Here is a 24,166-nt window from a genome sequence, read left to right as displayed (position 1 = left end):
CCTCTCCCGCATCGACCATCAGACACCAAATCCCCTCAACCTGTTTGATGTTCTGAGTTTTGAGCTGGCAAGCCTCGGAGGGTCGCAGCCCGGCATACAGGCACAGCAGGGGCACCCACCAGTCTTGAACTCTCAATTTTTTGCCTTTCTGGGATTGTTTGCTGCGCAGGCTGGCAAACAGCTGAGCCAGTTGAGGGCGATGCCAGCGCACTCGCTCCTCATCCGCCCGTTTGTGCGGCTTCTTGCCTGCCGTCAACCCATCAAAAGGGTTACGGCTGCAATAGTCCAGCGCCACGCACCAACGGAAGAACTGTTTCAGGGCGGCGAGGTAATCTCCTTTGGTTTTGAAACTGAGGTTGGTCTTGCGCAGCAAGCTGTTGCGGTACTCCTGCGCCAGAGCGGGCGTCACCTCATCGACTTTAACCCCTTTGGCCCAGGTGACGAAGGCGTTGATCCGAAGTTGGAGCTGGCCCACCGACCTATGCTGGATCCCCTCACTGGTTTTAGTCTCGATGAATCTCGCCAATGCGTGGGTGAGCATGATCCCACTGCTGGGGCAAGCTGGGGCATCAACAGAAGGTTCACGAGGTGTGGAAGGTGTTTGAGGAGGGATGAACCCCGCTGCTTTGAACGCGTCTAGATCGGCGCGGATCCAGCGATAGAAACTGCGGGGGGCAGTATCGGCAGGAGTAGCCGCGATAAGTGCGCGAGTACGAGCTGCCACTGCCAGGTTGCGGTCTACGGCGAGCTGACGATCTTTGGTGCAAAGGGAAGTACGGATAGCGAAGGGCAAGCCACGGTCACGTAATGACTTAGGCAGCGGGAGACGAGTGTAGTAGGTGCCGGAGGCATTTTTACTCAGATACATGATTGTTCCACCCAGTTGATCCAGGAAAAAAATCACGTAAGTCTAGAAATGAAAAAACCCGTTGAAATTCAACTGGTTATATTTGGCGGTGAGGGAGGGATTCGAACCCTCGATTTTGCTCACAAAAAATGGCAAATCAACCAGTTATGGTTATAAAGCAGCTAAGATATGACAGAGAAGTGTGACACCGTCAAGCATGTAACTATATCGACCTCAAACGAGGCCTATGTGAGTTGTCTGGTCATCTCGGTTATCGAATGTTGGTGATCAACATCAAGGGGAGTAACTATTTGTTCACGCTCTCGCCCTGGGCATGATAATACTGGTGAAGGTGCGGCCCATATGATCGTACTCCCCTGAAATTAAAGAACATTAAAGGATGCATATATGGGGTTGTTTGATTTTTTTAAAAAAAACAAAAGAACTTTGATTCTCACAAGGGCAGATTATGAATTGTGCTCTCGAAAAAGAAGAGAGCAACTAGATTCATTTAGAGAAAAAGCAAGGGCGTATTTGAAGTTCAAATATCCAAACTCCATTATTCTCATGAATAATATACATACAGGCTTTATCATTCTCAATAGAACTATGAATCATATTCACCAGGGGGAGTTTGCAGATTATTACGCACCATTTTTGGCGCATGTTAGACCAGATGCTGAATATCATGAATTAATTGAGGCCCTGTATGATTACAAAGAACAAGTCAACCTCTGGCAAAGTGGTTCGCTGATAAAAGAACACGAATTTTATTATTGTCATGATAGCGACTGGAGCAATGAATTTAATAAAAATGGATTTTATTTAAAGGATGATTATCGTTATGGTGATGTAATAGATGTTGAAAGTCTTTTCGGTATTTCCATTTATTTGAATGGCATTCAAATTGCGTTTAGTTCAATTTGGAGGCGTAAAAGTGCTGGGTATTTTGCTGAGTGTATTTTTAAAGAAATAATTAATTCAAAACAGTCAACTACCACAGGATTATCTGTGATCACTGTTGTTGTGGGTTGCTTTACAATAGCGAATGAAGAGTGCGTGGGTTGCGAAACCCCAAATAAGATTCATTTTGAAATTTACTTTGGTAATGGTGAGGCACTTTCCGACCCCAATTACAACTCAGACTCTAAACAATGCATTATTTCATTACGTGATTTTCTGGATTATGTTGAAAATAAACTTCCAAGTAAAGATAGCCGTATCTATCCCATAAGCACTCCAGAACAGATAGAAATGGAAATTTACGAATGTCATGCAGTTCTTAATGATCAAAAGAGAAAAAAACATCATCCAGGCATTGAAACTATGTACGCTAGGTAGTAATACGCATTTTTTGGGGAGATTAGGCCGCTGATAATACCTAAGTTCGTCTGGCCAAAAGGGAAGTAGACGTAATAAGGGGCTGTTTCCAAAATTGATGCTGTTTGGGTTATGCTTATAAAGGATAGAACAGATGACTTCCTTCGAGATAATTTCATCAAGAAAAAGCGGTCTGCACAGCCGAGAGAGCTACATCGTCATATGCAATAAAGTGGTCTTCCTTCGGATTTTGGGTGAAAATCCACAGTGGGAGCTTATGACAGCAACAGCAAGTGAAGATGATGGTCTAATTAAAGTTTGCAACAACAGGCCACGTTTGGTTCAAGCTGCATGGCGATTAGGGGTTGAAATCAATACAAGACCGGTAGTTAAGTCTGATTGGAAAGATAGGGAGTACGTAAGCATTTGCGTAATAGATACGAAAAACTCCACTGATGTCGACGCAGCTAGAAACGAAATAGACGCCCTGCTATCTCGATTCTTCGAACTATACGATAGCTACCAATCCGCCGAAATGAAAGGAACGGATGACATGCGCGAACTCTACGATGCCCTAGCAATTGATGGTAACGAGAGCGATGTTTATCTCAGCGATGGCGTTTGGTTAAGTAAGGATGGTTCAATGCACGACCGGGGCCGCTAGGGAGCGGTGAGAATAAGTACCCTCTGACTGCTTGTCAGTCTTATTGTTTGCATTTATACCTTACGGGTCTGGGCGGCAGCCCAGGTGGGTTCAGGGTGGCAACCCTGACAAGGCTCCGGTCTGCGCAGCAGAACACCGTACATTTGCACAGCAAAAATGTACGGTGCAGGAGTGACCTTGCTCTTCTAATTTGCCGATATTTATCGTTGGATCTGAATCGCATCTTTATACAGCATTAAAGGGGGTTCGGTTTGCGCCGTACATTTTCAGGCGCCAACAACTCCCTTCTCTTGCTATTGCAGCCTTCTGCTGCATAGTGGATCCAGTTTATTTCCGAGCAGAATCCAGGGGGATTGATGGTGGCCTTTTCTGGTCAAGCAACACCGCGCAGGAAGTGTTGATGGCCAGAAATCTAGCCACCATGCAAAGATCCCGTTGATGTTGCCAATCCAGTATTCCTTCGGCATGAAACATAACTATTCTGCTCTGCCGTATATCGGATGATTTTCACTTTGGCAACCGGGCGTTGCCTGCTATCGGTCATTGCAGCATAACATCGACTTGCCATTCGTTTATTCTCTGGTAGGTAGGCGGTGGAGACCCCCCATTTTTGCACGTAAGTACGCTTTACGGGACAACCGTAAGTACGCAAATCTTAAACCATACTTACGCGCAGCAAGGCGCGTAAGTATGGGGGTGTGTCGAGGGTACCGAGACCGGAACCCCCGCAGTGAGCTTGCGAACGAAGTGGGGTGGAGAACCCCTGTTGCCTACCGCCTCCGAGATGCCTGCGCACTGACTACCGATGCCAGTTCATCACCAAAATCAAGCTGCTCCACCACCTCCTGCAACCGCTGCACCGGGGTCTGCTTGCCGTAGTGGCGATAGGTAAAGCCTTTCTTGCTGTGGCCTACCAGATCGGCCACCACAGGCTCTGGCGTATCCAGCTGTTGCAGCTCGTCGATGATGGCATGACGGAAACCATAGGCGGTGGGTCGTTGCCCCGCAGCAAAGCCGAGCCTGTTCAGATAGCGGGAGAAACGCCCCTCGAAGTTCTTAGTCCACTCGCCAAACTCGCCCGTGGCTTTGCAACTGAACAGCTGGGTGTGACCCTGCTTGCGCCGCTGCTCGACAAAGTGCAGGAAGCCCAGCGCAATCAGCTTGCTGTGGATGGGCACCAGCCGTTGGCTATTGTCCGTCTTGATCGACTGTGCCTCTCCTTTGTCGGTAATATTGAGGCAGGGAATATGATCCCGGTTCACCACATCCCTGACTTGCAACTGGCAGATTTCCGCTGGCCGTGCCCCCGTGTGCAGCAGTACCAAGGGGATCCAGAAGTCATCCACGTTGTCATAGGCGTGTTGGGTGAAGTTGGGCGAGCTGAACAGGGCCTTGAGCTGGGGCCGCTCCCAACGCTGCCGTGGTGTGGGTTGGCTGCGCTTGACCTTGATCTGGTCGAAGGGATTTTTTGGGGTATATTCCAGCTTCACCGCAAAGCCCAGCATCTGGGCACAGGCTGCCTTGTACTCGCGCACGGTCTTCTCTTTCAATCCCTTGCCCAGCACCTGCATAAAGCAATCGACCTGTTTGAACTTGAGCGCCTGCACGAAAAAGGCTGCGCCAACGGCTTGCACCAGCGCATCGGTGCGGGTCTGGAGTTGCTGCACCGAGCGCGGGGAGATGCCCTCATCGCTCTTGCGCTGGATAAACTCGGCCTGTAGCTGGCTCATCGTCACGGGTAGCGTGACACCTGCATCCCTTGGCTGGCGAGGTTCGACAGGCAGCGATGACGACTCTGCGGACACCAGTACGATTGGGCTGGCGCAGTTTGGCTGTATGAGTGCCGACGGCTCATCCATCTGCCTGTCGGGATCGTGGGATGAGGGTATGAGCGCATCACCCAAGGCAAGCATCCGTTGACGCAGACGAGCCAGATCCGGTTCGAGCAGATCACGAAAGCGGGTAATGGGTTGATCGTTATTGGGTTTGATAATGGCGGTTGGAGAGGCAGCCAGCTTGCCAATCAGCTGCTTGAGGCCATGGGCGGCCACCAGATTGCGCAGCGTGGCCTCATGGCGGTCTTTGGTCAGCAGGGAAAGGCGGATTTCTTGGGGGTAGCCCAACTGGCACAGAGCATGGGGGAACGGGACGCGGGTGTAGTAGTTGCCGTGGCGGTTTTTGAGCAGATAACTCGACATAGTGTGACACCTCGATGTGACACCGGTCGATCTGCAAGGCCCCGAAACGAAAAAACCCAATGAAATTCATTGGGTTGATTCACTTTCAATGTGGCGGTGAGGGAGGGATTCGAACCCTCGATACTATCCACGATTATGTAACCCACTGATTTCATTGCGATAAGATGACTTGTAACATTGCCGACTGTACCACTAGTTTGTACCACTAGACGCATTAGATTACTTACTGCTAAACCCAATGCAATCCATTAACTCAGGGCCTCAAGCTAGCTACTACGGCTCAATTTTTGGGCTGATACTCTTGAAAATATCGTTCTGCTAAAGCTTCAGCCTTGCCTAATTCTTGTTTGTTGAGTTTTTTTTCATGCTCATGGAGCACATGACTACTTACAGAGTCACCATTTGCTGACGCTGTCAATAACCAAGCATACCCTTCAACTAAATTATTCTCACCTAGCAGATAGTAACTAACAGCACGTTGTGCCTGGGCATGACCTTGCTCAGCAGCTTTCCGCCCCCAAGCATAGGCTTGCGTTTTACTCCGAGGAATTCCGTGCCCGTAGTAATACATATTGCTGAGTGCAAATTGTGCATCAATATGGCCTTGCTCAGCGGCCTTTCTATACCACATAACCGCCTGCTTATCATCGACTTGAACAAAAGCCGATGGAGCTTGTTCGGTTAACGGGCCAAGGTCAATCAGAGGAGCTTGATACAAACGTCCCAGTTGATATTGAGCTTGGGCATACCCTTGATCTGCTGCTTTAATGATCAGGTCCACACTCTTTTTTTCATCCTGAGGTATCCCTTTACCTAAAGCATACATCCTAGCAAGCTCATACTGAGCTAGTGCATAGCCTTGGTTTGCGGCGTTACGATACCACTTCACAGCTTGCTTATCGTCTTGGCTTACCCCTTGCCCTTGTTCATACATCCAGCCTAGTGCGTATTGCCCATCAGCTTCCCCCTGCTTGGCGGACTCTTGAATTCGTTGAGCCATTGCGGCATCAATTTCAGTCCCTGCCGCCTCAGTAACCCCGCTCAGAGCTATGCTGACCACTACTAGTAGAGCTGTTAATAATCCCTTTTGGGAGAACATAGAGTTTCCTTTGAACAATGTTTCTAAACATAAACTTGGCGATGGTGGTCGTTACCTCTGACCAACTATTCGATGGACACTCGACACACTGATACCGAGCCGCTTTGCCACTGATGCCTTAGCGATGCCCTGCGATAGGAGATGCAGCACCTCGTCCCGCTTCTCCATCGCTGTCGGCTTGCGGCCCTTATAGACTCCTTTGGCCTTTGCCAAGGCGATCCCTTCCGCTTGACGCTCCAGCATGATTTCCCGCTCGAACGTGGCGATGGCTCCGATCATGGTCAGCATCAGTTTGCCTGTCGGAGTGGCCGTGTCGATGCCCAGATTCTGGATCTGTAATGTTACCCCTTTGGCGTGTAACTGGTCTGTGATCTCCAGCAAGTGCCGGGTGTTCCGGGCCAGACGATCCAATTTGGTCACTTTTAGCACGTCTCCAGAGCGGGCGAATTCGAGCATTGCCTGTAGTTGCGGCCTATCCGTCTTGCTCCCGCTGACCTTCTCCTGAAAAACTTTTTCACACTCCGCCAGAGCTGTCAGTTGCTGCTCCAGCGATTGCCCCGTGGTCGAGACACGGGCATACCCGATGATTGCCATGATGGCCTCCCAATAGGCTCAAGACCCTGCAAGAAAAACGTGTCAAAACTCGAAAACCAACCCATGTGACAGGGGTTGCCGGGGGGCCTCCGGTCTGTCACACGGGCATGGTCTATTGAGCGTCCGGCTCCTTCGGCTGGGGTGGCGGTGTCTGCATCGAGTTGACGGCCTCCTTGATGAGGACGCCCAAGGCTGCCAGCAGTGCCGCCTCCAACGCTTTCAGTAACGGGTTTCCTTGCTGCTCATTCATACGCCTTCTCCTTGCTGGATGGCTCCCGACAAGGGGCCAGATGTGATGTATTCCATGGGGTTCTCCTATGGTGTAGATCTCCATCTCGCTTATACCGGCGTAGGGTCTCAATATTGCCTGCTCGATTTCCTTAAGCTGGTGGGGTTTGGGATTGTTTTTTCAGAGCAGCCAACGGGGCGGGATCGTTGTTATCTTCTTGATTTATCTCCTTCGGGTAGCTGGTAGGTTCCCCCCTCGGTGCAGTAAATGAGTAGTGAATAGGTGGAGTGTCCATAAGTGGATATATAAATCGGGGTGGCACAGCACACACATCGCACACAACCGCCCGAAAAGCCTATGAACACGTTGTCGGATGTGTCGATGAGACTCAAATCGACCAGGCACATCACCCCGAAATGTGTCGATCGACAGTCACTCGCGGCGGGGTCAGACGGTGATAGGCCAGATTGCCGCTATGCCTCTGACTCAACCGCCAGCCAAGCCGCTCTGCAATCGCTTTAAGGTCTCGTCCCGGCTGAGCTGGATATCGCAGATACCCGGCTGGATCGCAGGTATAAGCACTCTGGGCAGATTCTCGCGTGATATCAAGATTTCGGCCATCGCCCGGCTTTGCCATAGCCACCAACAGCCCTTGTAGGTACTCCTCAACGCTCAATATGCGTCCCTGAGTCCGGCAAATGGTAGCCCACAGCTCTTGCTCCTCGTGCCGTATCCTGAGCGGTCTGAGGCCCGTCTGTTGCTCGATGTGGGAATCACGCTGTTGGTCTGCTTGGCGGTTCGCTGGCTCCAGATGATAGGCTTCGTCAAACTCCAGCAAGTACGTTTCCTGCCGGATCGGTCGGTCAAAATATTTTCCATCCGGGTCAAACCACTGCATATCTACGCGAAAATCGACCCGGTATGGGCCGCAAGCGAACTGCGGCGTTACCTCTGTTTGCAAACCCGGCTGCTGTGCTTCAAAAGCAGCAAACAGAGGGGCCAAGTGCTTCACGTAAAACGCGGCCTCATGGCGGCTCTGCCGTTCCTCTCGTGGCAATACTTGCCCAGACAGCCGTTCGATTTCCGCTATCAGCTCCACGTTCAGGTGAGAGCTGGGGCCATAGGTCAGTACCGCCAAGGCTTGCAGGGGGGTCCATGTCCCCAATCCATTATCCGGCTCGGGCATCTCCGGTAGTTCCAGCCCCTCCACCCGTCGGATGTTGTCTATCGCCCGCCTGACATACTGGCTGTACCGCCCATTGAAGCCGGGTATCTGCGAGAGCGTTCCCCGTGGGTTGATGAGCCCATGTGCAGGAGGCCCTATAAAAGTGTCTGTCACGTTCAATGCAGCCTCCTACGACCTCTCTGCCCGATGTTGCCCGTCAGCAGCAGGGATGGGGGCGACTGGGATTGCTTCGATAGCTTCCTGCTTTGTTCTCAGTGGGAAGTCGCCATAGTGGCGTCCTGTGGATGCCTGCCCGGTTCCCTGGCTATGGCCCTCGATAGCATTCTGGGTATCTTCGCGAATGAGAGCATCACGGAAACGAGTGATGGCGGTGTGCCGGAAGCTATGGTTTGGTTGAATATCATCTCGCCCAAGTTTGAGCTTCAGTCGCAAGTATCTCTGCCACCATACCCCAAGCCGCACCGAATACTTCTTCCTCGGCCCCGATTGCTGCAACAATGGGAACAGCCGACCATCGGCAGGCAAGGAGCTAACGTAGTCCAGCAAGCCAAGCGTCAACAGATGGGAATGCACCGGAATATCCCGGTTGCTGCTACGGCTCTTGACGCTCTGATCTTCCCGCAACTCCGCAATCCGGAAGAACCAGATGTTGTCCTGCTGCATCACATCTGCGACGTACAACTGGCATATCTCGCTGACACGAGCCCCTGTGTAGTAGAGGATCAGCGGCACCCAGTAGCGAGCCTCCCCGAAGCGAGGGTGGTCAGAACGCTCGGCAAACAGGGGGGAGCCGAAGATAGTCGTCAGTTCAGCCTCTGTGAAAGTGTGCTCCGGCTTGTTCAGTGGGTTGACCTGACTTTCTGCATACTTAACCCCGTGAGCAGGGTTGAACTCCAGCAGACCATCCTCCACCGCATGGCCCAGAACGGCTGACAAGGCTCGACCCAGTTTCTTGACCGTAGCCCCAGCCAGAAGGGGCAAATTGTGCTCTGCTGCATAGGCGATCTGCTGGCGTAACGGCATGGTGGACACATGGCGTTTAGGGCGAGCTGGCAACTGCTCCATCAGGTTGCGGAACTCGGAAACGTCCCTCTTGGAGATGTCTTCGATGCCCTTATCCCCCACCAGCTCGATGAACCGCTCCACTGCGACCTGATATTCCTGGATGCGGCCCTCGGCCTTCTTCGGCTCTCGCCGTCGGATGGTAGTCTTGTAACGCTCAAACAGGACAGATAGGCGGGTCCCCCGTGGACTGATTGTGGCCACAGTGGTGTCACCAGTTGGAACAAGAGGGATCTCGGGCTGACCGATACGTCTTTGATTGGCGTTCGTTGCGGCATTCTGTATGACCGCTCTGGAGAGGGCCTTGAACTTGCCTGCCAGCAGCTCGGCGAAGGCGACATAGTTGGCCGAACCGACATACAGACGCAGCCCCGTGAGTTGGAATGCCTCGTCGATATAGGGCTTCATCCAGAGCAGGAAGCGAGCAAGCCCTTTCTGCAAGTCACGGGTTCGTTTGGGGTCTTTTTCTTCCTCTAACATGGTCAGGATTTCGGTATAGTCCTCCCAGACCAAACCGTCACCATCCCACACCTGACGGATGAAGCGGCCACGCACATCAGGTTCGTCCAGTCGCTCTATCATCGAGTTGTACCAACAGTCCGCCGCGTTGGAGAGGTCGAGGGGCTGCACAGCTAGATCAATCTTGGCGGCCTCCAGCAGGCTATGTAGCTCATCTAGCACTGGTAGGGCAGCCCGAAGGGCATGTGGCTTACTTTTGGTATTCAGAGAACGCTTGATCGCCCCCTTGTTGATAACAGGGCGGAGTGCTTTGGGGATGACAACACGGGCATACCATGTGCCATGACGGTCTTGGATTAGGTTGCTCATAGACCTCATTTTGTACCACCTTTTTGTACCACCTCGGAAGTATCGGGATGGAAGGGTTGATCACAAAATCGCTATGAAATCAGGAAGTTTTTGACCTATAAAGAAAAACCCCCGCTCGAAAGCAGGGGTTTTCAATGTGGCGGTGAGGGAGGGATTCGAACCCTCGATACGTTGCCGTATACACACTTTCCAGGCGTGCTCCTTCAGCCACTCGGACACCTCACCAAATTTTCACTTCTTTGAAGTGGCTTTCGTAACACGCGATGCGTGCTTCTTGCCAACTTCATCGTGGGCAGCCCTCGGGCACCCCACCAAAGTTCTGTCTGTGATTTAACGTGTTCAGCCAACACGGGTTCGTTGCGCTGCTGCGCTGGAACGGGGCGTAATGTAAGGGATAGGAGCGGGCCGGTCAATCCAATTTTTTATCTTTTGCCACTGATTGCTCAATTAGCGAACCAAGTGACCAAAAAGTTGCCGTTTCCTATCCCTTTCCATCAATTTTCAACCGCTTCGTGCAAATGTTCTCCTCGAATGGCCTCTTCCAGCGAACCGTAGAACTCCAACTCCCCCGCCACCGGGCGCACCTTGCCCCGGGCCAGGGTCTTGAGGGGCTGGAATTGCAATTCAGCCACCTTGAGACGGACCCCCGCCTTGGCCATGCGTTTTGCGAACTGCTGGAAGGCGGTGAGACCGCCAGCATCCAGGATGGAGACCGCCTCCATCTGCAGGATCAGCACCTTGTGATCCCGTACCTGGGCCAGCAACTCGTCGAAGACCCGCTCCGCCGCCGCAAAGAACAGGGGCCCGTTGATCTTGTAGATCAGGGTCTGGGCCGGCACCTCGCTCGCATAGCGCTTGTGCTCCGCCAGGTTGTGCAGCCTGGTCATCTTGGCAATTTCCCGCATGAACAGCAGCGAAGCCAGGATCACCCCGAAGGTGATGGCGATGACCATGTCGAAGATAACCGTGAGAGACAGGCAGACCAGCAGCACCAGCACGTCGGACCTGGGGGCACGGCGCACCAGATCCACCACCTTGTGGGCCTCGCTCATGTTCCAGGCCACCAGCAGCAGCAGGGCCGCCATGGCGGAGAGCGGCAGCCAGGAGAGCCAGGGGGCCAGCACCAGGATGGCGGCCAGTACCACCAGGGCATGGACGATGCCGGAGATGGGCGAGGTGGCCCCGGCCCGCACGTTGGCGGCGGAACGGGCGATGGCGGCCGTCGCCGTGATGCCGCCGAAGAAGGGGGCCAGAATGTTGCCAAGCCCCTGCCCCACCAGCTCGCCGTTGGAGCTGTGCTTGCGACCCGTCATGCCATCCAGCACCACGGCGCAGAGCAAGGATTCGATGGCACCCAGCATGGCCATGGAGAAGGCGGCGGGCAGCAGCCGCTCGATGGCGGCCAGGTTCCACTCCACCGGCGCCCCGTCCGGTCCCGGCAGGGCCCAGGGCATCACCAGGGTCGGCGCTATGGGGGGGATCCCCATCCCCTGGGTGCCATCGGCCAGGGTGTAGCTGAACTTGCTGCCTATGGTGGCCACGTCCACCCCGAACTGATGCAGGCCAAAACCCAGGCCCACCCCCACCAGCACGGCGGGCAGGTGGCCCGGCACCGGCAGCCGCAATCTGGGCCAGAGCAGCAGCACCACCAGGGTGGCCACCCCGACGAGCGTGTCACCCCACTGCCAGCTGGGCAGGGCATGGGCCAGCGCCTGCACCTTGCCCAGGTAGGTCTCAGGCATCTCGGGCACCTGCAGGCCGAAGAAGTCCTTGATCTGCAGGGTGGCGATCACAATGGCGATACCGCCGGTGAAGCCCAGGGTGACCGAAGGCGGAATGTACTCGATGAGGCGCCCGAGCCGCGCCATCCCCATGGCCACCAGGAAGCAGCCCGAGATCAGGGTGGCCATCAAGAGTCCCCCCACCCCGAATTGCTGGGCCACCGGATAGAGGATCACCACGAAGGCGGCGGTAGGGCCCGAGATGGAGAAACGGGAGCCCCCGGTCACGGCGATCACGATGCCGGCGATGATGGCGGTGTAGAGGCCGTGCTGGGGCGGCACGCCGCTGGCGATGGCCAGCGCCATGGCCAGCGGGATGGCGATGATGCCGACCGTGATGCCGGCGATGAGGTCGCGGCCGAAGCGCGCCACGCCATAGGGTTCGTCGATGCAGGATTGGCGCAATGCGATAGCCAGCTTCACGCCTTGTAAGGAAGCTTGATTGTGCATGTCTAGGGTAATACCAGAAGAAGGAGACAAAGGCCGGGGTGAACCGGCACCCGATCATCATCAAGGGCCGGCAGAGCTGTCGACGCGGCGATGGTATCCTGAGCAACCATACCCGAGCCGGCCCGATAATTCGATGGGCGGGATCAAGAAATGGACATGAGCGCGCAATATTGTCGCCTATCCCCTGTATTTGCGCGCCGTTTCCCGCCAACTGCGGCCGCCCTCCGTGCTGTTTCTCCCAAGAAAAACCCTGACCTGCACCTCTGGATGAAGGAGAGGACGCACAGGCGTGCATGTTCCCGCAAGGGCATCTCAAGCTGCTGATTGTGCTGAAAATAGTCCACAGCGACCAAGTTTTGGACAAACAGGCCAAAAAGCCATTTTTTACGCAAGCCATCGGGTTGACACCCGTCCCTCAGGCCATTAATATCCGCCCCGTCTCGACGAGACAGGCAATTCCTCCTTAGTTCAGTCGGTAGAACGGCGGACTGTTAATCCGTATGTCACTGGTTCAAGTCCAGTAGGAGGAGCCAATTCCCTCGTAGTTCAGTCGGTAGAACGGCGGACTGTTAATCCGTATGTCACAGGTTCAAGTCCTGTCGAGGGAGCCATCTTCCAAAGCCCAGCCTTATGGCTGGGCTTTTTCATTTCCCCTGCCCCACCTCGGGGCAAGGGCGGTCGCCTCCCGCCCCCGCATCCCGATGCGCCCGTCCCTTGCCCTCATGGCCTGTTGCCACAAGATGGCGCAGGCTTACCCTCTATGGGGTACCACTCTGGTGCGCCCTGCATTGCCCCTTGATGACATAAATGTCATCCATATGATTTTTCAATAAAAAATTACTGACACTGGCCTCGATAGCGACTCAATTGGCTGGCACAGCCCTTGCACTTTGTGATGTACGCAGGGACGTCACAAGGAGTTGCCTATGCTGCCCATCAAGCCCCCCGAACCCGGTTGTTACGACGAGATGCTGCTCACCGACAACCAGTTTCGCGATCATTACCACGCCTACCTCTCGTGGCTGCACCAGACCGACGAGAAGAGCATAGAGCGCAAGCGTGAAGAGGCCGACCTGCTGTTTCGCCGGGTCGGCATCACCTTCAACGTCTACGGGGATGGGGACGGCGCCGAGCGCCTCATCCCGTTCGACAGCATTCCCCGCATCATTCCCGCCCGGGAGTGGCAACATCTGGACAAGGGGATCCGCCAGCGCGTCACCGCCCTCAATGCCTTTCTGCACGACATCTATCACGATCAGCGCATCCTGAAGGCGGGGGTGATCCCGGCCGCCCAGATCCTCACCAATGCCCAGTACCAGCCCTGCATGCAGGGGGTCGACCTGCACCGGGACACCTATGTCCACATCACCGGGGTCGACATCATCCGCAACCACGACGGTGAGTACTATGTGCTGGAGGACAACCTGCGCACCCCCTCCGGGGTCTCCTACATGCTGGAGAACCGCAAGATGATGATGCGCCTCTTCCCGGAGCTGTTTCACAACCAGCCCATCGCCCCGGTGGAGCGCTACCCGGCCCTGTTGCTGCAGACCCTGCGCGAGAGCAGCCCGGTGGACAACCCCTGCGTGGTGGTGATGACCCCGGGGCGCTTCAACAGCGCCTACTTCGAGCACAGCTTCCTCGCCCAGCAGATGGGGGTGGAGCTGGTGGAGAGCGCGGATCTGGTGGTCAAGGATGGTCAGGTGCTGATGCGCACCACCACGGGGCTGAAAAGGGTGGATGTCATCTATCGCCGCATCGACGACGACTTCCTCGATCCCCTCGCCTTCAACCCGGACTCCCTCATCGGCGTGCCCGGGCTGCTCTCGGTCTACCGCGCCGGCGGCGTGGTGCTGGCCAATGCCATCGGCACCGGGGTGGCGGATGACAAGTCCATCTACCCCTATGTGCCGGAGATGATCCGCTTCTATCTGGGGGAAGATCCCATTCTCAACAACGTGCCCACCTGGCAGTGCCGCGAGCCGGCTGCCCTCTCCCACGTGCTGGCCAATCTGGAGGAGCTGGTGGTCAAGGAGGTCCATGGCGCCGGCGGCTACGGCATGCTTATCGGCCCCTGCGCCAGTCGCGAGGAGCTGGCCCGTTTTCGCGAGCTGCTCAAGGCGCGGCCGGACAACTACATCGCCCAGCCGACCCTCTCCCTCTCCACCTGCCCGACCTTCGTCGACGCCGGTATCGCCCCCCGCCACATCGATCTGCGCCCCTTCGTTCTCACGGGGCAGGAGCTGCGCCTGGTACCGGGCGGCCTGACCCGGGTCGCCCTCACCGAAGGCTCCCTGGTGGTCAACTCCTCCCAGGGCGGTGGCACCAAGGACACCTGGGTCATGGAGGGCAGCCCATGCTGAGCCGCACCGCAAGCGAACTTTACTGGATGTCCCGCCACCTGGAGCGGGCGGAGAACACGGCGCGCATGCTGGACGTCACCCAGACCATGTCGCTGATGCCCTCCATCGACGCCGATCACAGCGAGCTGGTGGCGCCTCTCACCATCAGCGGCACCCATGAGCCCTTCCTGGCCCGCTACGGCCAGGTGAACATGGAGAACCTGCTGCAATTTTTCTGCTTCGACGAGGAGAACCCGAGCAGCATCTTCAGCTGTCTGCGCATGGCCAGGGACAACGCCCACGCCGTGCGGGGCAAGATCCCCGGTGAGGTGTGGGAGAGCATCAATGCCGCCTGGATAGAGATCCGCCGGCGCCGCCAGGCGGGCCTCTCCAGCGGCCAGGCCCAGGAGTTCTTCGACTGGATCAAGGAGCGCTCCCACCAGTTTCGCGGCGCCACCTATGGCACCATCATGCGCGGTGACGTGCTCTGGTTCCTGCGCCTTGGTACCTTCATCGAGCGGGCCGACAACACGGCACGCATCCTGACCGTGAAGTATCAGGTGATCCGGGAGGACGAGGACAGCGTGCGCGAGTTCTACCGCTGGAACGCCCTGTTGCGGTCAGTGGGCGCTTACGAGGCCCACCAGACCCTCTACAAGACGCTCTCCCATGCCTCCATCGCCGAGCTGCTGATCCTGCGCAATGAAGTGCCGCGCTCCCTGCGGGCCTGCCTCGACGAGATGGAGCTGATCCTGGCCCAGATCGAGGGCAACGCCGGTCAGACGCCCCGGCGTCTGACCACCATACTCAACGCCCATCTGACCTATGGCGCCATCGACGATGTCTTTGCCCTCGGCATGCAGGCGTACCTGAGTGATTTCCTCAGCGACATCGGCGCCATCGGCCAGAGCATCCACGCCGCCTACCTGGAGGTATTATGAGACTCATCATCGATCACCAGACCCGCTACCACTATGCCGACGTGGTGCGCCGCAGTACCCAGTACCTGCGCCTGACCCCCCACAGCACGGCCCGCCAGCAGATCCTCTCCTGGGAGCTGGAGCTGCCGGGGGAGGCCACCTGCACCACGGACGGTTACGGCAACATACTGCACGTGCTGAGCCTGGAGTCCCCCCACGAGGGGATCCTGATCCGCGCCCACGGGGAGGTGGAGATCTGCGACGACGCCCCGGAAGATGAGGAGTCCTCCCTCATCTCTCCCTTGAGCTACCTGAGGCCCACCCCCCTCACCCGCCCGACCCCGGCCCTGCAGGATCTCGCGAAGGCCTGCCTGCCAGAGGAGCCGACCCTGGCCGACTTGCAGAGCCTGATGGCACGCATCCTGGTGCTGATGCCCTATCAGCCCGGCAGCACGGATGCCACCTTCAGCGCCGACGAGGCACTTGCTTCGGGCAGCGGCGTCTGTCAGGACCACACCCATGTCTTCCTGACCTGCTGCCGCCACGCCGGCCTGCCGGCCCGGTACGTGAGCGGTTACCTCTACAGCCAGGACAACAGCCACGTGGCGATGCACGCCTGGGCCGAGGTGTGGATCGAAGCGCGCTGGCACACCTTCGACGTCACCAACCTCACCAGCTCCACCAGCGAGCACCTCAAGCTCGCGGTCGGCATGGATTATCTGGATGCCTGTCCGGTGCGCGGCGTGCGCTATGGCGGCGGGTGCGAACAGTTGCAGAGCCAGGCGCAGGTGACCCGCCTGGATGGACAGCAGCAATGAGAGCCGGGATCTCGGCCGCGGGGGCCTGCCCATGACCTATTGCGTTGCCATGTGCCTGCAAGACGGCATGGTGTTTGCGTCCGATTCGCGCACCAATGCGGGGGTGGATCACATCGCCACCTTCCGCAAGCTGCACCTCTTCACCGGGGAAGACAGGGTGCTGGTGCTGCAAAGCGCGGGCAATCTGGCCACCACCCAGAGCGTCATCAGCCTGCTGACGGAGGGGCAGGAGCTCCTTGCCCTCCCCAGCCTCTACGAGGCTGCCGCCCTCATCGGCCAGACCATACGCACCGTCATCAGCCGGGATGGGGGTCAGCAGCAGGGCCATATCAACTTCGGCTGCAACATGCTGCTGGGGGGGCAGATCCGGGGGGAGCGCCACCGCCTTTTCCACATCTATCCGGAGGGCAACTTCATCGAGGCGAGCGCCGACACCCCCTACTTCCAGATTGGTGAGAGCAAGTACGGCAAACCCATCATCGATCGCATCATCCACCATGAGACGCCGCTTCAGACCGCCCTGCAATGCGCCCTCATCTCCATCGACTCGACCCTGCGCAGCAATCTGTCGGTGGGCTTGCCCCTGGATGCCCTGGTCTATCACGAGGGCAGCTTCTCGGCGACGAACCAGCACCGCATCACCGAACAGAACCCCCATTTCGTGGCGCTGCGAAAGGCCTGGGGCGAGGGGTTGCAACAGTTGTTCCAGGGTCTTCCCACCTTCCCCCTCTAGGCCGGGCGGGAGGCGCCAAGGCGCTTTCCCGCTCCTTTCTTTCCGGATATTCTGGCTGCCTTCCTTTTCGATGGAGTTTCCCATGCGCCGCTTCAACGTCATGCTCAACGGCAGCCGGTTGATGATGTTCCCCTTCTATGTCTGCATCCTTATCTGTGTCGCCCTCCTGATGGTGAAGTTCGCCATGCAGCTCTATGTGCTGTGCCGCGACATCATCGACATCCACTATCTGGATCTCATCACGGGGGTACTCACCCTGGTGGACTTCGTGCTGGTGGCCCAGATGCTGATCCTGGTGGCCATCTGCGGCTACGTGCAGTTCATCAAGACCCCGGAGCAGCGAGCAGCCCTCGGCGACAACTGGCTCAGCAAGATCAACTTTGCGTCCCTCAAGCTCATCGTCATCAACTCCCTGGTGACCATCGCCGGCATCGAGGTGCTCAAAGCCTTCCTTGACGACGGCACCGGCAACGAGATCGAGATGAAGTGGTCGGTCATCGTCTTCCTCGCCTTCTCCACCGCGGCACTTATCTATGCGGTGACCGAGCGGCTGGCGGAGCACAAATAGGGCCCGGCGCCATTCAGGGTCTATTCATCAAGAGCCGAATTGATAACTCTTTTCATTACCCTTCCCCCATTGTAAACTTGCCCGCCCCGGGTTGAACCGCCCGGGAGCTGGAGCACCCATGACGAGTCTTTCCCTCTCACCACGACACTGCTGGCAGTGGCTGGCCTATCACCATCAGGCGGCCGAGGGTGCCCTTTATCTGATGTTTTTCTCCGGTCTGCTGCTGTGGGAACCCCTGACGCCGACCTGGTCCCTGGCGCGCTGGAACCTGTTTTTGCACGTTGCCCTCTCGCTCACCCTGTTCCCCTTGCTGTTTGGCGCCTTCTGGCTCTCCCATCGCAGCCTGCTGCGCAAAAGCCGCAAGCCTTTTTTGCGCACCACGGGGCGCATCATCGAAGCCTTGCTGCTGATCTGTCTGGCCAGCGGACTGGTGCTGGTGCTGCACGGCACCCCGGGGGATAGCCTCGGCAACCTTGCCAACTGGGCCCACTGGCTGAGCGCCCTCGCGTTGACGCCCCTGGTGCTGCGCCACGCCTGGCGCTGGACCATCTTGAAATGGCGCACCTGATCTTATGTTGAAGTTGTTGTTATCCCTGATGTTGGCCACCCTGCTGCTGGGGACCGCCTCGGCCCGGGAGATGGGCACCGCCATGATTGCCTATGACGAGGGGAGTGCCCCGCGCCTTGTCACCGCCAACCAGAACGCCGGCTCGGTCACCCTGCTTGAGCGCGATAGCGGCAAGCGACTCAAGGAGGCACAACTAGGTGGCGATCTGCGCCAGCTGGCCCGCGCCGATGACGGCACCCTGCTGGTCACCGACTACAGCGGTGATCGCCTGCTGCTGCTGGATGATGATCTCGACCTGGAAAAGGTGATCCCCACCGGCCATAGACCCTACGGGGTCATTTTCGATGCCAAGCGGCAGTGGTTTTGGGCCACGCTGTTCGAATCAGCTCGCCTGCAGGCCTATGACACAGCGGGCAAGCTGCAGCTGGATGTGGCCACTGCCGAAACCCCGCGCGGACTGGCCTTGACCGACAATGATCGCCTGCTGCTCACCCACACCATGACCGGCCAGCTCGCCATCTATGATCTTGCCAAGCTTGAGAAGGACGCTAAGGGAGCTACTCTGCCCAAGCCCAAGCTCATCACCCTGGCGGAAACCCACAGCGATACCCCGAGCGACTCCCAGGGATTGCCGCGCCTGCTGGACGGCATCGCCCTCTCCCCCGATGGCAGCGAGGCCTGGCTGCCCCACGTGCTCTGGAGCTTCGACCACCCCTTCCAGTTTCAGAGCACCGTCTTCCCGGCGGTCTCCATCATCGATCTCGATGAAGAGAAGGAGCGGGTCGATGAAAGAAAACAGCTCTTCTTGCAGATCAACCTGCCCAGCGTCGGCAACCGCAGCCAGATCGTCTCCAACCCGTTCGCGGCGCGCTTCGCCGCCGACGGCAAGCGGGTCTACCTGACCCTGGCGGGCTCGGAAGATCTGCTGGTGTTCGACCTGTCGCGCAGCGGCAAGCAGAACAGCAACCGCCACCGCCGCAAGAAGTTTCAGGGGGGTGCCAAGGCGACCCAGCTCTTGCGTCACCTGCCGGGCCAGAATCCGCGCGATCTGCTGATCGATGGCGACCACATCCTGGTGCACAACGTCATGGGGCAGGATCTCACCCGTCTCAACACCGGCGGCAGCGGCCCGTTTGCCCGGGTCACCGTCGATGTGCCCCACTTCGCCAAACTGGTAGAGACCGATCCCCGCCCCGCAGCCCTCAAGCGCGGTGAACGATTGTTCAACCTGGGTAATACCGCCGCCAACAGCCGCTTCCCCATGGCGGGGGACAACTGGATGAGCTGCAACTCCTGCCATCTGGACGGGTTCAATTTCACCAACCGCTATCTGATGGCGGCCCATCGCCAGCAGAGCGGCGACAACGCCATCAACGGCCACGCCAACCTCGCCAACATGGTGGCGGGGGACTTTATCGGCGAATACCTGCGCATGACCCAGCAGACCCAGGGCGGCATGGGCCATGACACCCGCGATGGGGCCGAAGCGGTTGACCCCGCGAGGCCCCAGCCCGAGGTGCAGGCGATGATGGAGGATCTGCACGCTTTCGTGACCAGTGACGGCAACCTCCCCTATCTGGCCAACTGGCTGCGGCTCGATGCCCCGCGCAGGGATCCTGCCAAGGCGCCGACCACCCACCCGAAAGAGTGGCTCAACTCCGCCTCCTGCCAGAACTGCCACCAACAGGCGTTCCAGGACTGGAGCGAGAGCAACCACCGGCTGATGGGCAACTCTCACCCCTACTACAAGGTGGTGCAGGCGCTGGCCCGCGAAACCGAAGGGGAGGCCTTCGGCCAGTGGTGCCAGGGCTGCCACATGCCTCAGCAGGTGATGAACGGCCAGACTGATCTGCCCAAGGGCTCCCACATGTTCGAGCAGGGCGGAGCCTCGCTCATTGCCGCCCACCAGAAAGGCGAGCCCGTGGTGGAAGAAGGCACAGGCTGCGTGCTCTGCCATCGCATCACCCGGCTCGAGGATGCCGGCGGCAACAGCGCCTTTACGGTCAATTTGAAAGACCGCGAGAGCTATGTGTTCGAGGATGCCCCGGGCGGCAGCCTCCAGCACTGGCTGGCCGAGCGGCAGATCAACGCCCGCCCCGCCATGCACAAGGCCTCCTACCAGAAGGATTTCTACCGGGACGCGGCCCTGTGCAAGTCGTGCCACAACGAGTTTGCCCCGGGCACCGGCGCCAATATCGTCAACACCTGGGACGAGTGGGAAAGCTCCAGCTTCGCCAAAGCCGAAGATCCCGCCAAACGGCGCACCTGCATCGACTGCCACATGAATCCTACACCTGGCAACGGCGGCGCGCCGGTGGCGGGCCAGTCCACCGAAAACGGCACCGTGAAAGAGCGGCTCTATCGCCACAACTTTACCGGCGCCCAGCATCAGCTGGTGGGGCTGAGAAGTGCAACCCTCGAGCAGGAGAGCCTGGCGCTCTTGCGCTCCAGCGCCACCCTCTCGGCCCGCATTGAAAACCAGAGTGGCCAACCCGCGCTGGTGGTGAGAGTCGCCAATACCGGCGCCGGCCACGCCCTGCCCACCGGGGTCGCCGATTTCCGTGAACTCTGGCTGGAGTTGACCGTCACCGACGCCAGCGGCAAGCGGGTGCTTGAAAGCGGCCAGCCGGTGAACGGCGCCGTCCCTGAGGATGCGCGGCTATTTAGAAAAGTGTTTGGCGATGCCGAGGGCAAGCCGGTGGGGCTCAAGTTCTGGCGTTACGCCAAGCTCCTTGAAGATACCCGCATCCCGGCCGATGGCTGGCGCGATGAAGCCTGGCCGCTACCCGCAGATGCCCGGGGGCCCTTCAAGGCCGATATCAGACTCAATTTCCGCACCTACCCCAAGTGGGTCAATGATGCGGTGCGCGCCGCCGAGCCGAGCTTGCCGGAGCCACCCATAGTGCTACTCAATCGGCTGCAACTGACCCTGCAGCCCCTCCCCGTTACGCCCGATACGGAGCCTCAATCCTGATGTTCGCAAGTTTTCTCATTACCCTGCGCGAGGGGCTGGAAGCCTTCCTGCTGGTCGGCATCTGCCTCTCCTACCTCGCCAAGCTGGGGGCGAGCCGCTACAACAAGTTCATCTATCTGGGGGTGGGGCTGGGTCTTGTCGCCTCCCTTGTCATCGCCTTCCTGTTCCAGGTGGTGGTGAGCCAGTTCGAGAGCGAGCGCTACAACCATTTGCTGATGGCGGGGATCCTGATCTTCGCCACCCTGGTGCTCACCTATATGGCTATCTGGATGCAAAAACAGGCCAAATCCCAAGTGGGGGCCATGACGGCGCGCATCGATGCCGCCATCGACGGTGGCAACCTGTTTGGTCTGGTGCTGCTCGCCTTTCTGGCGGTGATGCGCGAAGGCTTTGAAACCGTGCTCTTCTTCTCGGCCCTGGTCTACTCCGGGCAAGGGGTGGATCTGCACCAGGGGCTGATGGGGGCGCTGGCGGGGCTACTGGTCTCTGTGGTGCTGGTGTGGGGGCTGCTGCGCTCCACCCGCAAGGTGGCGCTGGCCCCCTTCTTCCGCTGGACCGGCCTGCTCATCATCATCATCGCCGCAGGCTTGCTCTCGTCCGCCGTCAACATGTTGCAGGCAGCGGACGTCATCACCTTCTGGACCACGCCGGTCTTCAACATCAGCCACATCCTCGACGATCAGGGGGTATTCGGCACCTTCCTGCGCGCCCTGTTTGGCTACAACGCCTCACCGGCCGGCCTGCAGTTGCTGACCTGGGCCTGCTACCTCATGATCTTTGTCACCCTCTGGCATCGCAGCTATCGCCCCCAGGGGAGCGCCGCCCCGACCAGGGGCTGAGCCCGGGATCACACTCTGTTCGGGAGCCGCGCACAGGCGGGCTCCCCCAGCTATCACGCCGTTTCGGAACACTCATGAACGACAACAACAAGAAGCACATTGCGGTGCTGGGCGCCGGCCCTGCCGGTCTGATGGCCGCCTGGCGCCTGCGCCAGGCCGGTTTTGCGGTCACCCTGTTCGAGCAGGAGCCGGTCGTCGGCGGCATGTGCGCCACCCAGACCTTCAAGGGGCGCGACGGCGAGTATCGCTTCGACTACGGCGGCCACCGCTTCATCACCAAGAACCCCGAGCTGCTCGCCTTTATCGACGAGCTGATGGGGGACGACCTGCTCCACGCCGAGCGAAAGAGCGTCATCCGCTTTGGCGGGCGCACCTATGACTACCCTTTGAACCTGCCCAACCTGCTCAAGACGGCGCCGCTGGCCCTGATGGCCGGTGCGGTGAAGGATCTGCTGCTGTTGCCCTTTGCCAAGAAGCCCACCGATTTTGCCAAGGCGAGCTTTGCCGAGTGGATCCAGAGCCACTTTGGTCGCACCCTCTACCGCCAGTTCTTCGAGGGCTACACCGGCAAGTTGTGGGGCATCAACCCGGACCAGCTCTCCGCCGACTGGGCTGGCCAGCGCATCAGCCTGATCGATCTCAAAGACGTGGCGCGCCGCCTGCTGCCAAGGCGCAACGGCAGCATGTCGGTGCGCACCTATGCCCGCAAATATCGTTATCCCAAGTACGGCTTCGGCCAGATCTTCACCACCCTGGGGGAGCGGTTGGTGGCCGAAGGGGTTGAGCTGAAAACCGGCGCCACCATCACCCGCCTTGAGCAGACCGATGGCCGCATCGAACGGGTGTATTGGAAACAAGATCACGTTGAACAGAGCGAGCGCTTTGATCAGGTGATCTCCACCCTGCCGCTGCCGCTCACCTGCCAGCATCTGGGCTTGCCGTGCGATCTCCACTACCGGTCGCTTCGCTTCGTCAATATGCCCCTCAAACAGGAGAACCTGTCGGACAACACCTGGCAGTACCTCTCCGACCCCCATATTCTGGCGACCCGCCTGCAGGAGCCGCGCCGGCGCAGCCCCTTTATGGCGCCTCAGGGGCAAACATCCGTGATGCTGGAGATCCCCTGCAATCCGGGGGATGCCACCTGGCAGGCACCGCTCTCTGATCTGCGCGGTCGGGTCACCGCCGATCTCGCAAGCCTCGGCGTCGATACCCAGAAGCTCGGCGATGAGACTTTTGAAGCACGCAGCGAGTACGCCTATCCGCTGATGGATCTGGGTTATCAGGCCCGCCGCAACGAAGCCATCAAAGCGCTGATGCCCATCACCAACCTCATCATGACCGGCCGTCAGGGGACATTCCGCTACATCTTCACCGACACCGCCATGGAGATGGGGATGATGGCCGCCGACATGGTGATCGACGGGGTGGACAGACGTCACGCCATCTTCAATCATCGCAACGAAAATACCGTCATTGAAACCCAGAGCGTGGCCTGACCGCGCCATTGGCATAAGTAAGGAGAACAGGATGACCATCCGCCCGGGTTTACTTGCCCTCACCCTGCTGCTGACCCTGAGCGGTCAGGCGCAGGCTTACTCCTACGCCGCCGCCGGCAAGGAGCCGCTGATCGACGCTCGCGAGGCACTGCTGGGCACAGCCACTGACGGCAAGGATGCCAGCGCCACCTTGAGCGAGATTGCCGAGGAGCTGACCTATCTGGAACAGCACCACCAGGTGGAGCTGCAAACACCGCTGGCCGCCGCCATCAAGGCCAAAGACGCCGCAGCCACCGCCGCCCTGCTCAACCGGGCCTACAAGGCGGAGATCGAGCGCCGCCTCGAGGGGGCCAGCCAGAACCTTGGCGACTACCAGACCGCCAAGGTGCTGGTGGTCAAGAGCAAGCGCTTCCTCGACTTGATCCTCCCCTCCCTCGATGAAGGGGATCGCAAGGCCGCCGAACAGGCGCTGGCCAAGGTGCTCGATGCCATCGGCAACCCGGGAGTGTTCGGGGTGGGTGCCAAGCCCGCCGACGCCGCCGCCTTTGCCACAGCGGAAAAAGCGCTGATGGCCGTGCTGGCGCCGCTTTGATGACCTCTCATCGATGATGACGACCCCCCTCATCCCCACCCCTTCTCCCGCAAGG

The 24,166-nt window shown here is 58.4% G+C and carries 20 protein-coding genes and 4 tRNA genes; 14 read left to right on the top strand and 10 right to left on the bottom strand.

Going from position 1 to position 24,166, the window contains the following annotated elements; genetic code table 11:
* Positions 1 to 868, bottom strand: an 868-nt coding sequence (locus tag AB5Y64_RS16350) for a tyrosine-type recombinase/integrase (RefSeq protein WP_368204232.1), incomplete at its 3' end; no start/stop codon positions are given.
* 387 nt (positions 869 to 1,255) lie between these two features.
* Between AB5Y64_RS16350 and AB5Y64_RS16345 the strand changes: the two genes are divergently transcribed.
* Together AB5Y64_RS16345 and AB5Y64_RS16340 are read left to right on the top strand one after the other, a co-directional pair.
* Positions 1,256 to 2,188, top strand: coding sequence for a hypothetical protein (locus AB5Y64_RS16345; RefSeq protein ID WP_161470441.1), 933 nt, complete (start codon positions 1,256 to 1,258; stop codon positions 2,186 to 2,188).
* A gap of 133 nt (positions 2,189 to 2,321) precedes the next feature.
* On the top strand, positions 2,322 to 2,831 hold the full coding sequence (locus tag AB5Y64_RS16340; RefSeq protein WP_161470440.1) for a hypothetical protein: 510 nt from the start codon (positions 2,322 to 2,324) through the stop codon (positions 2,829 to 2,831).
* A gap of 770 nt (positions 2,832 to 3,601) precedes the next feature.
* On the opposite strand, the gene AB5Y64_RS16335 is transcribed toward AB5Y64_RS16340, so the two are convergent.
* The 9 genes from AB5Y64_RS16335 to dauA all read right to left on the bottom strand — a co-directional run bounded on the left by AB5Y64_RS16335 (position 3,602) and on the right by dauA (position 12,258).
* Positions 3,602 to 5,029 carry a site-specific integrase gene (locus AB5Y64_RS16335; protein WP_161470439.1) on the bottom strand — a complete coding sequence of 476 codons (1,428 nt, stop codon included), beginning with the start codon at positions 5,027 to 5,029 and terminating at the stop codon, positions 3,602 to 3,604.
* 91 nt (positions 5,030 to 5,120) lie between these two features.
* Positions 5,121 to 5,222: transfer RNA gene (locus AB5Y64_RS16330), tRNA-OTHER, on the bottom strand.
* Positions 5,223 to 5,309: 87 nt separating this feature from the next.
* On the bottom strand, positions 5,310 to 6,128 hold the full coding sequence (locus tag AB5Y64_RS16325) for a tetratricopeptide repeat protein (RefSeq protein WP_244075320.1): 819 nt from the start codon (positions 6,126 to 6,128) through the stop codon (positions 5,310 to 5,312).
* A gap of 51 nt (positions 6,129 to 6,179) precedes the next feature.
* Positions 6,180 to 6,722 carry a recombinase family protein gene (locus tag AB5Y64_RS16320; RefSeq protein ID WP_215782889.1) on the bottom strand — a complete coding sequence of 181 codons (543 nt, stop codon included), beginning with the start codon at positions 6,720 to 6,722 and terminating at the stop codon, positions 6,180 to 6,182.
* Positions 6,723 to 6,834: 112 nt separating this feature from the next.
* Positions 6,835 to 6,972 (bottom strand): hypothetical protein, encoded by a 138-nt coding sequence (locus tag AB5Y64_RS16315; RefSeq protein WP_162632629.1) that lies wholly within the window; start codon positions 6,970 to 6,972, stop codon positions 6,835 to 6,837.
* A 385-nt stretch (positions 6,973 to 7,357) separates the two neighbouring features.
* Positions 7,358 to 8,137, bottom strand: coding sequence for a hypothetical protein (locus AB5Y64_RS16310; protein WP_223930148.1), 780 nt, complete (start codon positions 8,135 to 8,137; stop codon positions 7,358 to 7,360).
* A 168-nt stretch (positions 8,138 to 8,305) separates the two neighbouring features.
* The gene (locus tag AB5Y64_RS16305; protein WP_223930150.1) at positions 8,306 to 10,027 is read right to left on the bottom strand and encodes a DUF6538 domain-containing protein; all 1,722 of its coding nucleotides are present in this window, start codon (positions 10,025 to 10,027) and stop codon (positions 8,306 to 8,308) included.
* Between the two features lie 137 nt (positions 10,028 to 10,164).
* A tRNA-Ser gene (locus AB5Y64_RS16300) sits at positions 10,165 to 10,252 on the bottom strand.
* Between the two features lie 269 nt (positions 10,253 to 10,521).
* The gene (gene dauA / locus AB5Y64_RS16295) at positions 10,522 to 12,258 is read right to left on the bottom strand and encodes a C4-dicarboxylic acid transporter DauA (RefSeq protein WP_161470438.1); all 1,737 of its coding nucleotides are present in this window, start codon (positions 12,256 to 12,258) and stop codon (positions 10,522 to 10,524) included.
* Positions 12,259 to 12,715: 457 nt separating this feature from the next.
* Here dauA and AB5Y64_RS16290 point away from each other — a divergent pair.
* The 12 genes from AB5Y64_RS16290 (at position 12,716) to AB5Y64_RS16235 (ending at position 24,111) form a co-directional block, all read left to right on the top strand.
* Positions 12,716 to 12,791 (top strand) — tRNA-Asn (locus AB5Y64_RS16290).
* A 2-nt stretch (positions 12,792 to 12,793) separates the two neighbouring features.
* Positions 12,794 to 12,869: transfer RNA gene (locus AB5Y64_RS16285), tRNA-Asn, on the top strand.
* A gap of 315 nt (positions 12,870 to 13,184) precedes the next feature.
* Positions 13,185 to 14,621, top strand: coding sequence for a circularly permuted type 2 ATP-grasp protein (locus tag AB5Y64_RS16280; RefSeq protein WP_201872399.1), 1,437 nt, complete (start codon positions 13,185 to 13,187; stop codon positions 14,619 to 14,621).
* Complete coding sequence (locus AB5Y64_RS16275; RefSeq protein ID WP_039038937.1) at positions 14,615 to 15,541, top strand: alpha-E domain-containing protein; 927 nt, start codon at positions 14,615 to 14,617, stop codon at positions 15,539 to 15,541. The genes AB5Y64_RS16280 and AB5Y64_RS16275 overlap by 7 nt, the downstream gene beginning before the upstream one ends.
* Positions 15,538 to 16,338 carry a transglutaminase domain-containing protein gene (locus AB5Y64_RS16270; protein WP_368204230.1) on the top strand — a complete coding sequence of 267 codons (801 nt, stop codon included), beginning with the start codon at positions 15,538 to 15,540 and terminating at the stop codon, positions 16,336 to 16,338. Before AB5Y64_RS16275 ends, AB5Y64_RS16270 begins: the two co-directional genes overlap by 4 nt.
* Positions 16,322 to 17,071 carry a peptidase gene (locus AB5Y64_RS16265; protein WP_368204229.1) on the top strand — a complete coding sequence of 250 codons (750 nt, stop codon included), beginning with the start codon at positions 16,322 to 16,324 and terminating at the stop codon, positions 17,069 to 17,071. Before AB5Y64_RS16270 ends, AB5Y64_RS16265 begins: the two co-directional genes overlap by 17 nt.
* An 82-nt stretch (positions 17,072 to 17,153) precedes the next feature.
* A complete protein-coding gene (locus tag AB5Y64_RS16260) occupies positions 17,154 to 17,639 on the top strand; it encodes a YqhA family protein (protein WP_010674393.1) in 486 nt (161 codons plus the stop codon).
* 118 nt (positions 17,640 to 17,757) lie between these two features.
* The gene (locus AB5Y64_RS16255; protein ID WP_161470436.1) at positions 17,758 to 18,207 is read left to right on the top strand and encodes a hypothetical protein; all 450 of its coding nucleotides are present in this window, start codon (positions 17,758 to 17,760) and stop codon (positions 18,205 to 18,207) included.
* 4 nt (positions 18,208 to 18,211) lie between these two features.
* On the top strand, positions 18,212 to 21,181 hold the full coding sequence (locus tag AB5Y64_RS16250; protein ID WP_319903202.1) for a hypothetical protein: 2,970 nt from the start codon (positions 18,212 to 18,214) through the stop codon (positions 21,179 to 21,181).
* The gene (locus tag AB5Y64_RS16245) at positions 21,181 to 22,020 is read left to right on the top strand and encodes an FTR1 family protein (protein WP_139737696.1); all 840 of its coding nucleotides are present in this window, start codon (positions 21,181 to 21,183) and stop codon (positions 22,018 to 22,020) included. Before AB5Y64_RS16250 ends, AB5Y64_RS16245 begins: the two co-directional genes overlap by 1 nt.
* Before the next feature lie 74 nt (positions 22,021 to 22,094).
* Positions 22,095 to 23,519, top strand: coding sequence for an NAD(P)/FAD-dependent oxidoreductase (locus tag AB5Y64_RS16240; RefSeq protein WP_139737695.1), 1,425 nt, complete (start codon positions 22,095 to 22,097; stop codon positions 23,517 to 23,519).
* A gap of 31 nt (positions 23,520 to 23,550) precedes the next feature.
* Entirely contained in the window at positions 23,551 to 24,111 is a 561-nt protein-coding gene (locus AB5Y64_RS16235; RefSeq protein ID WP_139737694.1) for a hypothetical protein, read from the top strand.
* Positions 24,112 to 24,166 lie beyond the last annotated feature (55 nt).

This window comes from Aeromonas sp. R5-1, assembly GCF_040908265.1.
GTDB classification, from domain to species: domain Bacteria; phylum Pseudomonadota; class Gammaproteobacteria; order Enterobacterales; family Aeromonadaceae; genus Aeromonas; species Aeromonas caviae.
This window is presented reverse-complemented; position numbering and strand designations above follow the sequence as displayed.